Here is a 14,923-nt window from a genome sequence, read left to right as displayed (position 1 = left end):
TACAAGATCCAGGTGGCTCCCGCCCGGGTCCTCGTACCCGGGCGGTCGGGCCCTCCGACGGTGTGTCAGTCGTCGTCTTCGTCGTCGAGTCGGGCCAGCCAGGTGGCGAAGCGCTCGATCGGCGTCTCGAACTCCGGGTTCAGGTCGACGAAGTCCCGCAGCCGCTCGCCGAGCCACTCCAGGCTGACCTGCTCCTCGCCGCGCCGTTCGACAAGCTCCTCGATGCCCCGGTCGGTGAAGTACATCCGCCTACTCGCTTTCCCGCACCGGTGTCGTACCGGTGAAAGTCGGCCGGTCCCGTCCCACCCTCGCAGGGTGGGACGGGACCGGGATGAATCTCGTCAGGGTCGGGGAAGTGCCGCTTCGAGGAGCGCCACCTGCTCGACCTCGTGCATCTTCGCCGAGCCGACAGCCGGGGCGGCGGCGGCGGGGCGGGAGATGCGGCGCAGCCGTACGCCGTCGAGGTGCTCCAGCAGGTTGAGCGCCACGAACGACCAGGCGCCCTGGTTGGCCGGCTCCTCCTGAACCCAGGCGAAGTCCTCGGCGTTCGGGTACTGGGCGAGCGCCGCCCGGATCTCCTCCACCGGCATCGGGTAGAGCTGCTCCAGACGGATGATCGCGGTGTCGGTGACGCCGCGCTCCTGCCGGGCCTGGAACAGGTCGTAGTAGACCTTGCCCGAGCAGAGCAGCACCCGCTTGACCTGCTCCGGCGCCGGAGCGGCCTGGTCGGCCAGCACCGGGGCGAAGGTGCCGGTGGTGAAGTCGTTCACCGAGGAGACGCAGAGCTTGTGCCGCAGCAGGGACTTCGGCGTGAACACCACGAGCGGCTTGCGCTTGGGCGACAACGCCTGGCGACGCAGCAGGTGGAAGTAGTTCGCCGGGGTGGTCGGGATGGCCACCCGCATGTTGTCCTCGGCGCAGAGCTGGAGGAACCGCTCCGGGCGACCGGAGGTGTGGTCCGGGCCCTGTCCCTCGTGGCCGTGCGGCAGCAGCAGGGTCACCGCGGAGCGCTGACCCCACTTCACCTCACCGGAGGAGATGAACTCGTCGATCACCGACTGGGCGCCGTTGACGAAGTCGCCGAACTGCGCCTCCCAGCAGACCAGGGCGTTGAGGTTCTCCACCGAGTAGCCGTACTCGAAGCCCATCGCGGCGTACTCGGACAGCAGCGAGTCGTGCACGAAGAACCGGGACCGCTCGCCGTCGCCGGTGAGCGACTGCAACGGCAGGTAGTCGTCGCCGGTCTCGGCGTCGACGATGGAGGCGTGCCGCTGCACGAAGGTGCCGCGACGCGAGTCCTGCCCGGCCAGCCGGACGGTGACCCCGTCGTGCAGCAGGGAACCGAAGGCGATGATCTCGCCGAAGCCCCAGTCGATGTTGCCCTCGACGGCCATCTTGGCCCGCCGGTCGAGCAGCTGCTGGATCCGCTTGTGCGGCGTGAAGCCTTCGGGCAGGTTGACGTGCGCCTCACCGATGGCCTTTATCACCGACGTGTCGGTGGCCGTGTCCACCTGCGGCTCCGGCTCGTCCTCGCGGGGCGGCCGGCTGAGCTGGCGCGGGGCGGTGGCCGCGTCGCGGGTGGCCTTGAAGACCCGCTCCAGCTGGGACTGGTAGTCGCGCAGCAGCTCCTCCGCGTCCTCCACGGTGATGTCTCCGCGGCCGATCAGCTCCTCGGTGTAGAGCTTGCGGACCGAGCGCTTCGAATCAATGATCTTGTACATCTGGGGGTTGGACATCGAGGGGTCGTCACCCTCGTTGTGCCCGCGCCGCCGGTAGCAGACCATGTCGATCACGACGTCCTTGTTGAACGTCTGCCGGTACTCGAAGGCCAGTCGGGCGACCCGGACCACGGCCTCGGGGTCGTCGCCGTTGACGTGGAAGATCGGCGCCTGGATCATTCGGGCCACGTCGGTGCTGTAGAGGCTGGAGCGGCTGTACTCCGGCGCGGTGGTAAAGCCCACCTGGTTGTTGACCACCACGTGGACCGTTCCGCCGGTGCGGTAGCCGCGCAGCTGGGAGAGGTTGAGCGTCTCGGCCACCACACCCTGACCGGCGAAGGCGGCGTCACCGTGCACCGCCAGCGGCAGCACGGTGTAGCCCTCCAGCTTGAGGTCGATGCGGTCCTGCTTGGCCCGGACGATGCCCTCCAGCACCGGGTCCACCGCCTCCAGGTGCGACGGGTTCGCCACCACCGAGACCTTGACCGAGTGGTCGCCTCCGGGGGTGGTGAACTTGCCGCTCTGGCCGAGGTGGTACTTCACGTCGCCGGAGCCCTGCGTGGAACGCGGGTCCAGGTGCCCCTCGAACTCCGAGAAGATCTTCTCGTACGGCTTGCCGACGATGTTGGCCAGCACGTTGAGCCGGCCCCGGTGGGCCATGCCGATGACGACCTCGTCCAGCCCGCCCTCGGCGGCGGACTCCAGGATCTCGCCGAGCAGCGGGATCAGCGACTCGCCGCCCTCCAGCGAGAAGCGCTTCTGGCCGACGTACTTGGTCTGCAGGAAGGTCTCGAAGGCCTCGGCCGCGTTGAGCCGGTTGAGCACGTGCTTCTGCTCGTCGGCCGGCGGCTTCTCGTACTTGCGCTCGACCCGCTCCTGGATCCAGCGGCGCTCGGCCGGGTCCTGGATGTGCATGTACTCGATGCCGACCCGCCGGCAGTACGAGTCCCGCAGCACGCCCAGGATCGAGCGCAGCTTCATCCGCTGCTTGCCGGCGAAGCCGTTGACCGGGAAGGTGCGGTCCAGGTCCCACAGGGTCAGCCCGTGCTGGAGCACGTCCAGATCCGGGTGCTTGCGGATCTTGAACTCCAGCGGGTCGGTGTCGGCCATCAGGTGACCGCGGACCCGGTAGGAGTGGATCAGCTCGTGCACCCGAGCGGTCTTGTTGATCTGGCCTTCGCTGTCGACCGCGACGTCGCGCATCCAGCGCACCGGCTCGTACGGGATGCGCAGCGAGGTGAAGATCTGGTCGTAGAAGCCGTGCTCGCCGAGGAGCAGCTCGTGCATGACCTTGAGGAACTCGCCGGACTGCGCGCCCTGGATGATCCGGTGGTCGTACGTGCTGGTCAGCGTGATGACCTTGCTGACCGCCAGCTCGGCCAGGGTGGCCTCGCTCATGCCCTGGTACGGCGCCGGGTACTCCATCGCGCCGACCCCGATGATCGCGCTCTGGCCCTGCATCAGGCGCGGCATCGAGTGCACGGTGCCGATGCCGCCCGGGTTGGTCAGCGAGATCGTGGTGCCGGAGTAGTCGTCCATGGTCAGCTCGTTGCGGCGGGCGCGCCGGACGACGTCCTCGTACGCCTGCCAGAACTGCCGGAAGTCCATCTGCTCGCAGCCCTTGATGGAGGGGACCACCAGGTTGCGGCTGCCGTCCGGCTTGGCCAGGTCGATGGCGATGCCCAGGTTGACGTGCTCCGGGCTGACCATGGTCGGCTTGCCGTCGACCTGGGCGTAGGAGTTGTTCATCTCCGGGTGCGCGACCAGCGCCCGGACCAGCGCGTACCCGACCAGGTGGGTGAAGCTGACCTTGCCACCGCGGCCCCGGGCCAGGTGGTTGTTGATCACGATCCGGTTGTCGACCAGCAGCTTCGCCGGGACGGCGCGCACGCTGGTCGCGGTCGGCACGGCCAGCGAGGCGTCCATGTTCTGGACGATCTTGGCGGCCACGCCGCGCAACGGGGTGGTCTGCGGGCCGGTGGCGGTCGGCGCGGTCTTCGCCGGGGCGGCCTTGGCCGGTGCCTTCGCCGGCTCGGTCCGGGGCTGGGCCTTGGCCGGCGCAGCCTTCGTCGGCGCGGTGCGTGACTCGGTCTTGGCGGCCGGCTCGGTCTTGGCGGGCTCGGTCCTGGCGGCCGACTCGCTCTTGGCCGGCTCGGTCCTGGTGGTGGTCGCGGCCTTGGCCGGGGCCGATTCCTTGCGGGCAGGCTCGGCGGCGCTCGTCGACCGGCCGGCGCCCTCACCGTCGCCCTGGGCCGCACCCGGCCCGGGCCGGTAGTCGGCGAAGAAGTCGTGCCAGGCCGGGTCGACGCTGCTGGGGTCGGCGAGGTAGCGCTGATACATCTCCTCGACGACCCACTCGTTCGGGCCGAAACCCGCCAGTGGGTTCTCCTGCGAAGTCTGCTGGGTCGACACGGCCGGTAATCGCCTCTTTCACGCGGGTTTGTGTGTCACGCGGTCGTCCGCCGGCGCCGGGACGGGCGCAGAGGACGGTTCCCAGGCTACGCCGTGCCGATCGCCGAGGCATTTCCGCCTCCGCCGGGTGGCCCGATTCACAGAAGATGCTAGAAGTTCAGTTGGCGCCGCGTGTCCAGTTGCTGACGGTAACGGCCTGATGGGCCCGGTTCTCCGGCCGTTCGCCGGTGCACCAGGCCCATCGTGGGACCGCTGAGGCGGGTGGGGCACACCCGCGACCCGTCAGGAGATGTCGCGCCGCCGGGTGAGCAGCAGGCCGACGATTCCGCTGGCCAGCGCGTATCCGACAAGCACCAGCGCGCCCACCCACCAGGGCGGGTACATCTCGCTCTCGCCCGGCGTGATCATGATCTGGGAGGCGGCAGCCGGCCAGATCACCTGCCACTTGAGCACGGCCATGCTGTCCAACCAGCTCGACAGCAGCAGGAAGAGCACGCCGATGACCTGGGTGCCGATCAGGTAGAGCACCGAGGCGGTGATCACCGCGCCCAACTGGTTGGTGATCAGGGTGCCGATGCCGACGCCGAGCACGGTCCAGATGGCGTACGCCATCAGGTTGAGCAGCAGCGCCCGTTGGACCTCCCACTCGCCGAGCAGGGTGCCGTGGTCGTTGAGGGCCAGGAAGGCGGCCCCGGCACCGAGGTCGATCACCGTGGTGACCAGCCAGAACGCGAAACCGAGCAGGCTCGCCGCGATCAGCTTGCTGACGATCACCGCGGAGCGCCGCGGGGTGGCCAGGAAGGTCGTGGTCGCGGTCTGGTGGAAGAACTCGTTGGTGACCATCAGGATGCCGATCAGCATCACGAACAACAGGCCCAGGTACTGGCCGGAGGTGTAGAGGTTGGCCGCCTGGGCCGGGGCGGACGCGGCGTCGCCGACGACCCCCAGCTCCTCGCCGCCGCCGTCGACCGTGGTGTTGAACAGCCAGGCGTTGAGCGGGAAGGCCATCGCGATCGACAGGAGCGCCCCGATGGCCAGCCACCACCAGGTGCTGGTCGTGCGGATCTTGAGCAGTTCGGAGCGGACCAGGTTGCTCATCGAATGCCCGCCTTTCCAGCCGTCAGCTCCAGGAACACGCGTTCCAGGTCGGGTCGTTCGGTGGTCAGCTCGTGCAGCTCGACACCGGCGGTCAACGCCACCCGGCCCACCGTCGGGGCGTCCACCCCGCCGATCATCAGCGCGCCGTGCTCGTCGGTCTCCACCGTGGCCGGCCCCTCGGCCAGTGCCCTGGTCAGCTCCTCCGCCTGCGGGGTGCGCACCCGGACCCGGACGCTCTGCGCCATCGAACCGATGACCTGCTCGACCGGACCCTGCCGGACCAGCTGACCCGCCGCGATGATCACCACGTCGTCGGCGAGCAACTGCATCTCCGACAGCAGGTGGCTGGAGACCAGCACCGTACGACCCTCGGCGGCCAGCGCCTTGAGGAACCCGCGCATCCACCGGATGCCCTCCGGGTCCAGCCCGTTGGCCGGCTCGTCGAGGATCAGCACCCGCGGGTCACCGAGCATCGCCGCGGCGATGCCGAGACGCTGCTTCATGCCGAGTGAGTAGCCCTTGAACTTGCGCTTCGCCGCCGGGGTCAGGCCGACCAGCGCGAGCGCCTCGTCGGCCCGCTGCCGGGGCAGCCCGGCCGCGGCGCAGATCACCCGCAGGTGGTTGATCCCGGTACGGCCCTTGTGCGCGCTGGACGCCTCCAGCACCGCACCGACGTGCCGCAGCGGCTCGGTCAACTCCGGGTACCGGCGTCCGCCGATCGTCGCGGTACCGGCGGTCGGGGTGACCAGGTTCAGCAGCATGCGCAACGTAGTGGTCTTACCCGCGCCGTTCGGCCCGAGGAAGCCGGTGACCCGGCCCGGCGCAACTGTGAACGACAGGTTGTTGACCGCCAGCACATTGCGGTACTGCTTGGTCAGGCCGGAAACCACGATCTGCGCGTCATTGGTGGGGCGTGACTGCCCGTCGGACATCATTCTCCTCCCGTGGCGCCGAGATGCGCCGTTGCACAGCGTGACGGTAGCGGTCAACCAAATCAATCGGGCGCACTCCGGAGATCGCCATCCGCCCCAGGCAGGAGTCGCCTCCTCCCCAGGGACGACGGGATCGACCGTTCCTACTGGCGGCCGATCCAGGTGGCGCGGGCGTGGCCGAGCCGGGCACCGTCCGGTCCGTACAGGCTGGTGCGCACCAACGCCTTACGCCCCACGGCTTCCACCACCGCGCCGGTCACCACACACTCGTCGCCGGGCCGGGGCAGCGCCTCGACGTGGGCCGCGATCCGACCCAACACGTACGGTCGACCGGCCTCGATCACCGCCCAGCCGCCGGGGCAGTCCAGCGCGGCCCAGACCGTGGCGACGCTCACCTGCGCGGGCACCTGGAACGGTGCCGCGGTCCGGCCGTCGGGCAACCGTCCGGGGAAGATCCGGAGCCCGTCGAGGCGCTGCGGCCCGCAGACGTAGCAGCCGGGAAACGGGTGGTCCGTCAGGCCGGGGTACGCCGCCGAGGCGGCCCGTGCGGTCGCCGGATCGACCGGCGGCACCACGTCGTCGAGATCCTCCGCCGGACGGAGCTGGGCGATCACCTCCCCGGCCGGGTCGTGCACCTGGTCGTCGGTCAACGTCAGCGGGGTGTCCAGCGGTGGCGGTCGGCGCAACGTCACCTCGACCGGGCGCTGCCCGCCGTACGCCGTGGCGAAGACGCCCGCACTCCAGCCGCCGTTGCCCGTGCCGGGCGGCCCGTTGAACCGCGCCTCGATGATCATCGGATTCCTCCCGCCGTACCGGCCGGTGGTCGGCCACCCCGGCAGCCTCGCACGACCCTCGCCGGGGTGGCGGAGGTGGGCCATTGACCGATCGCGAGGGCTGTCCCTGGCAGCCTGAACGGTGCACAGGCTTTTTTCAGGTACCGCCCAGCGTGGGCGCAGCGATGACGCGGATGATGGGCGACATGGCGGCTACCCAGACCGAGGCGCGACTGCTCGTCGTCGAGGACGACCCCAACATCCTCGAACTGCTCTCCGCGAGCCTGCGCTTCGCGGGTTTCGACGTGGCCACCGCCACCAGCGGCAGCGCGGCGCTCAGCGCGGCCCGTGACCACCGGCCCGACCTGGTGGTGCTCGACGTGATGCTGCCCGATCTCGACGGGTTCGAAGTGATCCGGATGATGCGCGAGGGCGGCACCCGTACGCCGGTGGTCTTCCTCACCGCCCGGGACGCCACCGACGACAAGATCCGTGGCCTGACCCTGGGCGGCGACGACTACGTCACCAAGCCGTTCAGCCTGGAGGAGCTGACCGCCCGGATCCGGGCGGTGCTGCGCCGCACCAGCACCGGTGAGCAGGCACCGGCCCGGCTCACCTTCGCCGACCTCGAACTGGACGAGGAGACCCACGAGGTCTACCGCGCCGGCCAGCGGGTCCAGCTCTCGCCGACCGAGTTCAAGCTGCTGCGCTACCTGATGCTCAACGCCAACCGGGTGCTGTCCAAGGCGCAGATCCTCGACCACGTGTGGAACTACGACTTCCGGGGTGACGACAACATCGTCGAGTCGTACATCTCGTACCTGCGGCGCAAGGTCGACAACGTCGAGCCCCGGCTGATCCACACGCTGCGTGGGGTCGGCTACGTGCTGCGCAAGCCGGCGGCGTGAACGCGCTCCAGCAGGGCAAGAGTCGGCTGCGCGCGGTACCGCTGCGGGTCAAACTGGTCGCAGCCGTCCTCGCTCTGGTCGCCGCCGCGCTGCTGGTGATCAGTTCGTTGACCACCTTCTTCCTGCGCAGCTACCTGGTCGGCGAGGTGGATTCGGAGCTGGCGACCGCTGCCCGCAACATCGAGCAGGTGGCGGCCCTGGAACGGCCCAGCGCCCAGATCCCCACCGACTATCTGCTCGCGGCGACCGACCCGCGCACCGGCGTGACCGACTGGGTCTACTTCGACGATCGGCGTTTCAGCAGCGCCGACCTGCCCCGTTTTCCCGACGACGCGGCGGGATTCGACCACCTGGCCGGTGAGCCCCGTACCGCCCGGGCCCAGGGCAGCGAGGTGCGCTGGCGGGTCCACTACACCCAACTGGCCAACGGGCAACGGGTCGCCATCGCCCAGCACCTCATCGACGTCGATCGGGCGGTCACCCGGCTGGTCTGGATAGACGTACTGGTCGGTGGGGCGGTGCTGGTGCTGCTCGCCTCGATCGGCGCGGCGATCGTCCGGACCAGCCTCAAGCCGCTGGTGGAGATCGAACGCACCGCCGCCGCCATCGCCGGTGGTGACCTCAGCCGCCGGGTGCCCGACCCGGAGCACGGGCAGCCCTGCCCCACCTCCGAGCTGGGCCGGCTCTCCCGGGCGTTGAACGCGATGCTCAGCCAGATCGAGATGGCCTTCACCGCCCGTGCCGCCTCAGAACGCGCCGCCCGCTCGGCCGAGGTCGCGGCCCGGGACGCCGCCGAGGCGGCTCGCGCCTCCGAGGCCCGGGCCCGCCGATCCGAGGAACGGATGCGGCAGTTCGTCGCGGACGCCTCACACGAGTTGCGTACGCCACTGACCACCATCCGCGGCTTCGCCGAGCTGTACCGGCAGGGTGCCGCGCGCGCCCCCGAGCAGACCGCTGATCTGCTGCGCCGCATCGAGGACGAGGCCGCCCGGATGGGCCTGCTTGTCGAAGACCTGCTGTTGCTGGCCCGGCTGGACCGCGAGCGTCCGCTCTCCCTCGCCCCGGTCGAGCTGCCCGTGCTGGCCGCCGACTCGGTGGCGGCGGCCCGGGCGATGGCGCCGGATCGGCGGATCGAGCTGGACATCGCGCCCGGCTCGGGGCCGTTGGTGGTCCGCGGCGACGACGCACGGCTGCGGCAGGTGATCGGCAACCTGATGACAAACGCGCTGCGGCACACCCCGCCGGAGGCGTCCGTGACGCTGCGCCTGCGTTCCGAACCGGGCAACCTGGCGGTGATCGAAGTCGCCGACACCGGCCCGGGACTCACCCCGGACCAGGCGGAGCGGGTCTTCGAGCGCTTCTACCGGGCGGACGCCTCGCGGACCAGGCGGATGGGCGGAACCACCGGCACCGGGCTCGGTCTGGCCATCGTCGCCGCGCTGGTGACAGTGCACCAGGGGACCGTGGAGGTGACCGACACGCCGGGCGGAGGTGCTACCTTCCGGGTCCGACTGCCGCTCGCCCCGGACATCGACGGCGAGCCCGAGTGACTTTCAGCGAACGCTCAGGCCAGGCTAAGGCGGAACGCAGAGCGATGGGAGAAGGTGGGGACATGACCGAGTACGAGTCCGACCCGCGCCGGCCGGCCCCCACCGACGCCGAGCCGTCGCACCCCGAGCTGCCCCGCGCCGAATACGCGCGGTCCGACTCCCCGACCATTCCCGTGGCCGGCAGCAGTGCCGATTCCAACGCCGAGTCGCCGACCATCCCGGTGCGGGCCGTCGAGACGTCTCCCGCCGGCGGTCAGGACGCCGAGCCGACCATGGTGGGCCTGCCCGTCGCCGGCTCGCCCCCGCCGCCGCAGTCCGAGCCGTCCAGCCCGGCCCCCGGTCAGCCCGCACAGGCTCCCGGTCAGCCCGCGCCGCAGGCTGCCGGTCAGCCCGCGCCGCAGGGACAGCCGGTCGGCGGCCAGCATCCCTGGGGTCCGGCCGGCTCGCAGCCGTACCAGCCCGGGTCGCCTTATCCGGCTTCGCCCTGGTACCCGGGCCAGTCCGGCTGGGCCGGCCCGTCGCAGCAGACCGCGCCGGGTGGGCACCCCGGATACCCCGGACAGCCGGGTACGCAGTCGGCTGGTTACCCCGGACAGCCGGGCGCGCAGTCGGCTGGATACCCCGGTCAGCTGCCGCCGTGGGCGGCACCGCAGCAGTCCATCGCCGGGCCTCGGCCGGGCCGGATCGCCAAGTTCGTCGGCGCCGGCGTCGCGGTGTTCGCGCTGATGCTCGGCAGCGGTATCGCCGGCGGAACGCTCGCCCTGGCGCTGAGCGACGGCGGCACGATCACCCGCAGCTTCTCCGCCGCTCCCGTGATCGACGGCGCTGATCTGCCGCGCATCGCCGCGTCGGTGCAGGACAGTGTCGTGTCGATCACCACCGGCAGCGGCGAGGGCTCCGGCGTGGTGCTCACCGCCGACGGGTACGTGCTGACCAACAACCACGTGATCGCCGGGGGCGGTGACACCGTACGGGTGATCTTCGCCAACGGCACCAACGCCCAGGCCGACGTCATCGGCACCGACCCGCGTACCGACCTGGCGGTGTTGAAGGCCAACGGGGTGAGCGACCTCAAGGCCGCCACCTTCGGCGACAGCGACGCGATGCAGGTCGGCGACCAGGTGCTCGCCCTGGGCAGCCCGCTCGGCCTCCAGGGTTCGGTGACCGCCGGCATCCTCAGCGCCCGGGACCGCACCATCCAGGCCGGCAACGGTGACCGGTTGCCCGGTCAGGCGGTCAGCTCGATCTCCGGGCTGCTCCAGACCGACGCGCCGATCAACCCCGGCAACTCGGGCGGTGCCCTGGTCAACACCCGCGGCGAGGTGATCGGCATCAACACCGCGATCGCCACCGCCGGGCAGGGCAACACCGGCAACATCGGCGTCGGTTTCGCCATCCCGAGCAACAAGGCGAAGGACATTGCAGACAAGCTTCAGCGACGTGAGAAGATCAGTCACCCGTCGCTCGGGGTGAGCGTGACCGGCACCAGCGAAGGCGGGGCGCTGATCAACGCTGTCACGCCGGGCAGCGCGGCCGAGCGGGCCGGGCTGGAACGCGGTGACGTGATCACCCGCTTCGGCGACAAGGTGATCAATGACTCGAACGACCTCGTCGGTGCCGTACAGGCCGGCAAGGTCGGTGATCAGGTCGAGGTGACCTTCCAACGGAATGGTGCCGAGTCGACGGCAACCGTGACGCTCGCCGAAGCGTCATAAGTCACAGACCTGCCTCCCTACCGGGCGGCGGGTGGCGCGGCCAAGGGGGTTGGTCGCGGCACCCGCCGCCCTTTCTTCTGCCCTCACCCGAATCTCTGCCTTCACCCGAACCGGGTGAACCCGGCTCACCCGGGGTGCGGGCAGCCTCGGCGGAGAAGACCGCAGAGCCATGGGGGTGACATGACCGCCACCGCGTCCGCCGTGCGGACCGACGACCAGATCCAGCGGGACGTCCTCGACGAACTCAGCTGGGACCCGCGGGTCCTCTCGACCGACATCGGCGTCACCGTGCACGACGGCGTGGTGACCCTGACCGGCCAGGTGGACGGGGCCGCGCGCAGGTGGGCAGCGGTACGCGGCGCGCAGCGCGTCCGGGGCGTACGGGCGGTCGCCGACGACATCGAGGTGATCCCGGTCGGACCGGTCCCCGTCACCGACGGCGCGCTGGCCATCGCGGCCGGCCGGGCGCTGGAGTGGAACAGCTTCGTGCCGGCACAGCGGCTGGACCTCACCGTCGCCAACGGCTGGATCATGCTGCGCGGCGAGGTGGAGTTCGGCTGGCAGCGGCGTACCGCCGAACGGGAGCTACGTCGCATCCGGGGCGTACGCGGGGTGACCAACCTGGTCGAGGTCCGGCCTCCCGCCCGCCCGGACGCCGACCGGACCCGCCGCGACGTGCAGCGGGCACTGCTGCGCGGGATCGGCACCGAACGGGTGACTGTCGAGGTGCATGGCGACACGGTGACCCTGAGCGGGGTGGTGCGTTCCTGGTGGGAACGGGACCAGGCGGACCGGGTGGCCTGGTCGGCCGAGGGCGTCTGCGCGGTACGCAACGAGCTGCTGGTGGGCGGCTGAGCACCTGTCGTAGCCGGTTTGCCGCCACCCGGGGGCGGGAAACCGCTTCGACCCCCCGGCCCGCGGAATACGGCGGACCGGGCCGACGCCACAGACCGACGGGGGAGGACTCGTGGCCCACAACCACGGTGCGGGCGAGCACCAGCTGCGGATAGCAATGGTGGTGCCGCCCTGGCTGTCGGTGCCGCCACCCGGCTACGGCGGGTTGGAACAGGTGGTGGCCGGCCTGGTGGACGCGCTTGTCGACCGGGGACACGAGGTGACGTTGATGGGTGCCGGCGACGAACACGGCACCACTGGGGACTTCCTGGCCACCCTGGACGAGTTGCAGTACGACCGGCTCGGCGAGTCGCTGCCCGAACTGGCCCATCTGGCCCGGGTGAACCATCTGCTCAGCGCGGCCGACTTCGACCTGGTCCACGACCACAGCACGATCGGTCCCCTGGTCGCGGGGCGGCGCGACGTACCCACGCTGGCGACCGTGCACGGCAACCCGGTGGGGGAGTACGGCACCGTGCTCAGTGACACCGACCGGGGCGTCGGTCTGGTGGCCATCTCGCATGCCCAACGTCGGCTGAACCCGCGCCTGCCCTGGGTCGGTACGGTGCACAACGCGATGGATGTCGGCGACTTCCCGCGCAAGCAGCGACCCAGTCACGGGTCGGTGCTGTGGCTGGCCCGGTTCAGCCCGGACAAGGGGCCGGAACTGGCCATCGAGGCGTGCCGGGCGGCGGGGCTGCCGCTGGTGCTGGCCGGCAAGTGCAACGAGCCCGCCGAGCGGCGCTACTACCACGAGGTCATCGTGCCGATGCTCGGACCGGACGTCACCGTCGTGCTCGACGCGGACCGGGACGCCGTACTGCGGCTGCTGGTGGAGGCCCGGTGTCTCATCATGCCGATCCAGTGGGAGGAGCCGTTCGGCATCGTGATGCTGGAGGCGATGGCCACCGGTACGCCGGTGGTGGCGTTGAATCGGGGCGCGGTGCCGGAACTGGTCCAGCCGGGCGTGACCGGGCTGATCTGCGAACGACCCGAGGAGCTGCCGGCGGCACTTGGCGAAGCACCGCACCTCGATCCGGCGGACTGCGTGGCGCACGTCGCGCGGACCTTCTCCATCGAGCGGATGGCGGCCGGCTACGAGGAGGTGTACCGCCGCTTCCTGGTGGCGGCGACACCGCGGTCGGCGATGCGGGAACCAGCGCGGGTCACCCCGGGCTGAACAGCCCGGTCAGACCCGCGCCGCACTCAGCGCGGTGATCGCCGCGTCCAACTGCCGGGCGTACGCCGGACTCAGCCCTTCCTCCCGGAGCCGGGTGGCCACCTTCTCGCGCAGCCGGGCCACCCCGGGGCCGAGTTCACTCTCGCCGAGGCTGACCGCACGGGTCAGATTGCGTACCTCGTTGCGCAGGTCGAGGCCGACGTCCTCGCGGATGCCGCCGTCGGCGAGCCCGGCCCCGATCAGGTCTTCGAGCCGGCTCGCCGCCTCGACAAGCGTGTCCCCGCTGCTCGGCGTGGGCGGTGCCACCGTCGGCGGCGGTGGTGCGGCGGAACTCGCCGGCGGTGACGGTGACGGCTGCGGCTCGGCGCTCTCGGTGGGCGTGGTGGTCGGCTCGGGGGACTCGGTCGGCTCGGTGGTCGGCAGCGCGGCGGGTGGATCGCTGTCCTTCGGCCACAACGCCGGCACCACAAGCGCCGCCCCGACGAGCAGTACCAGGACCGCCAGGACCGGACGCAGCCACGACCGACCGTCGCTCGGCTCGTCGCCACCGCGAGTAGCCGGGCCGTCGTGCGTGGCCGGGCCGTCGTGCGTGGTGGAGCCGCCCGCTGGTACGCCGACGACCGGCGCCCCGATGGCCGCGGCCGCGGCCGACGCGTGGCCGGCCGCCTGACCGGACCCGGCAGCCCCGTGGGTGGATCCGGCAGCCGGCTGGGCGAACCCGGCTGCCGCCTGGGCGGAGCCGCCGGTCGGCGGTGGCGTGACCGCGGGCAGTGTGACAGTCGGGGCGAGCATCGTGATCGCCTGCGGATCGGCGGGCAGCATCTGCTCGCGCAGCACGGTGGCGACCTGGCGGGCCGTGGGCCGGTCGGCCGGGTCGCGGGACAGGCAGCGCAGACAGATCTGGGCCACCACCGGCGGTAGCCCGGGCACCTCGGTGAGCGTGGGTGGCGGTCGGTCGGCCAGCGCCGCGCTCAGTTCCTCCCAGGTCTCCGCCGGGTACGGCACCCGGCCGGTCAACGTCTCGTGCAGCAGCACACCTAGCGAGTAGACGTCGGTGGCAGGTTGCGCCGGTGCCCCGTCGAGCCGCTCCGGGGCGACGTAGGCCGGGGTGCCGAAGGTGGCGCCGTCCTCGTCCTCGTCGGGGGCGCCGATGCGGGTCGCGATGCCGAAGTCGAGGACCTTCGCCCCGACCTGGGTCATCATCACGTTGGCCGTGGTGACGTCCCGGTGCACGATGCCGAGCCGGTGCGCGGCGGCGAGCGCGTCGGCGACCTGCGCGGCGACCTCGACCGCCTCCGGCCAGGGCAGCGGACCCTCGGTGAGTCGGAACTCCAACTCCTCACCGGAGAGCAGCTCCATCACCACGAACGAGGTGATGGTGCCGTCCGGCGACACGGTCTCGCCGTAGTCGTGGACCGAGGTCACATGTGGATGGACGAGCTGCGCGGCGGCTCGCGCCTCCTCCCGGACCATGTCGCGGAACCGGGCGTCGGCGGCAAGCGACGGGGCGAGCACCTTCAGCGCCACCACCCGGTCGAGAACCTCGTCGTGGGCCCGCCAGATGACCGACATGCCACCGGCGCCGATCTGGTCGATCAGCCGGTATCGGGTGGCCAGCAACCGACCGGGCTGCAGTGCTGGCTTCACGTTTTGCACCTGCCTCGTAGCGGGGAGCGGTATCAGGTTGCGCGAATGTTGCTGCGCTGTCAACGGTCTTGGACCGGCACCGGCTGACGTACCAGG

At 71.0% G+C, this 14,923-nt stretch carries 11 protein-coding genes; 5 read left to right on the top strand and 6 right to left on the bottom strand.

Annotated elements, in window-relative coordinates:
* Window positions 1-65: 65 nt before the first annotated feature.
* From Vgi01_RS06705 to Vgi01_RS06685, 5 genes are all read right to left on the bottom strand, one after another.
* Complete coding sequence (locus tag Vgi01_RS06705) at window positions 66-245, bottom strand: DUF6104 family protein (RefSeq protein ID WP_013735712.1); 180 nt, start codon at window positions 243-245, stop codon at window positions 66-68.
* A 96-nt stretch (window positions 246-341) separates the two neighbouring features.
* Window positions 342-4,130 (bottom strand): multifunctional oxoglutarate decarboxylase/oxoglutarate dehydrogenase thiamine pyrophosphate-binding subunit/dihydrolipoyllysine-residue succinyltransferase subunit, encoded by a 3,789-nt coding sequence (locus tag Vgi01_RS06700; protein ID WP_102659970.1) that lies wholly within the window; start codon window positions 4,128-4,130, stop codon window positions 342-344.
* A 282-nt stretch (window positions 4,131-4,412) separates the two neighbouring features.
* Entirely contained in the window at window positions 4,413-5,228 is an 816-nt protein-coding gene (locus Vgi01_RS06695; RefSeq protein ID WP_102659969.1) for an ABC transporter permease, read from the bottom strand.
* On the bottom strand, window positions 5,225-6,160 hold the full coding sequence (locus Vgi01_RS06690) for an ABC transporter ATP-binding protein (protein ID WP_102659975.1): 936 nt from the start codon (window positions 6,158-6,160) through the stop codon (window positions 5,225-5,227). The genes Vgi01_RS06695 and Vgi01_RS06690 overlap by 4 nt, the downstream gene beginning before the upstream one ends.
* A gap of 143 nt (window positions 6,161-6,303) precedes the next feature.
* Window positions 6,304-6,954 (bottom strand): hotdog fold domain-containing protein, encoded by a 651-nt coding sequence (locus Vgi01_RS06685; protein ID WP_102659968.1) that lies wholly within the window; start codon window positions 6,952-6,954, stop codon window positions 6,304-6,306.
* A 185-nt stretch (window positions 6,955-7,139) separates the two neighbouring features.
* On the opposite strand from Vgi01_RS06685, the gene Vgi01_RS06680 reads away from it, so the two are divergent.
* From Vgi01_RS06680 to Vgi01_RS06660, 5 genes are all read left to right on the top strand, one after another.
* Window positions 7,140-7,841 carry a response regulator transcription factor gene (locus tag Vgi01_RS06680; RefSeq protein WP_102659974.1) on the top strand — a complete coding sequence of 234 codons (702 nt, stop codon included), beginning with the start codon at window positions 7,140-7,142 and terminating at the stop codon, window positions 7,839-7,841.
* On the top strand, window positions 7,838-9,391 hold the full coding sequence (locus Vgi01_RS06675; protein WP_102659967.1) for a HAMP domain-containing sensor histidine kinase: 1,554 nt from the start codon (window positions 7,838-7,840) through the stop codon (window positions 9,389-9,391). Before Vgi01_RS06680 ends, Vgi01_RS06675 begins: the two co-directional genes overlap by 4 nt.
* A gap of 62 nt (window positions 9,392-9,453) precedes the next feature.
* Complete coding sequence (locus Vgi01_RS06670) at window positions 9,454-11,106, top strand: trypsin-like peptidase domain-containing protein (protein ID WP_204290473.1); 1,653 nt, start codon at window positions 9,454-9,456, stop codon at window positions 11,104-11,106.
* Between the two features lie 180 nt (window positions 11,107-11,286).
* A complete protein-coding gene (locus Vgi01_RS06665; protein ID WP_102659965.1) occupies window positions 11,287-11,961 on the top strand; it encodes a BON domain-containing protein in 675 nt (224 codons plus the stop codon).
* A 112-nt stretch (window positions 11,962-12,073) separates the two neighbouring features.
* On the top strand, window positions 12,074-13,180 hold the full coding sequence (locus Vgi01_RS06660; RefSeq protein WP_373306885.1) for a glycosyltransferase family 4 protein: 1,107 nt from the start codon (window positions 12,074-12,076) through the stop codon (window positions 13,178-13,180).
* Window positions 13,181-13,189: 9 nt separating this feature from the next.
* On the opposite strand, the gene Vgi01_RS06655 is transcribed toward Vgi01_RS06660, so the two are convergent.
* Window positions 13,190-14,827, bottom strand: a complete 1,638-nt coding sequence (locus tag Vgi01_RS06655) for a serine/threonine-protein kinase (protein ID WP_204290472.1) — start codon at window positions 14,825-14,827, stop codon at window positions 13,190-13,192.
* Window positions 14,828-14,923: the final 96 nt, after the last annotated feature.

It is taken from the genome of Micromonospora gifhornensis (genome assembly GCF_016863515.1).
Classification (GTDB): domain Bacteria; phylum Actinomycetota; class Actinomycetes; order Mycobacteriales; family Micromonosporaceae; genus Micromonospora; species Micromonospora gifhornensis.
This window is presented reverse-complemented; position numbering and strand designations above follow the sequence as displayed.

Excerpts from the sequence above, each read along its gene's own strand:
- Vgi01_RS06705 (WP_013735712.1), bottom strand. The coding sequence starts at position 245 with ATGTACTTCACCGACCGGGGCATCGAGGAGCTTGTCGAACGGCGCGGC.
- Vgi01_RS06695 (WP_102659969.1), bottom strand. The coding sequence starts at position 5,228 with ATGAGCAACCTGGTCCGCTCCGAACTGCTCAAGATCCGCACGACCAGC.
- Vgi01_RS06690 (WP_102659975.1), bottom strand. The coding sequence starts at position 6,160 with ATGTCCGACGGGCAGTCACGCCCCACCAATGACGCGCAGATCGTGGTT.
- Vgi01_RS06685 (WP_102659968.1), bottom strand. The coding sequence starts at position 6,954 with ATGATCATCGAGGCGCGGTTCAACGGGCCGCCCGGCACGGGCAACGGC.
- Vgi01_RS06680 (WP_102659974.1), top strand. The coding sequence starts at position 7,140 with ATGGCGGCTACCCAGACCGAGGCGCGACTGCTCGTCGTCGAGGACGAC.
- Vgi01_RS06670 (WP_204290473.1), top strand. The coding sequence starts at position 9,454 with ATGACCGAGTACGAGTCCGACCCGCGCCGGCCGGCCCCCACCGACGCC.
- Vgi01_RS06665 (WP_102659965.1), top strand. The coding sequence starts at position 11,287 with ATGACCGCCACCGCGTCCGCCGTGCGGACCGACGACCAGATCCAGCGG.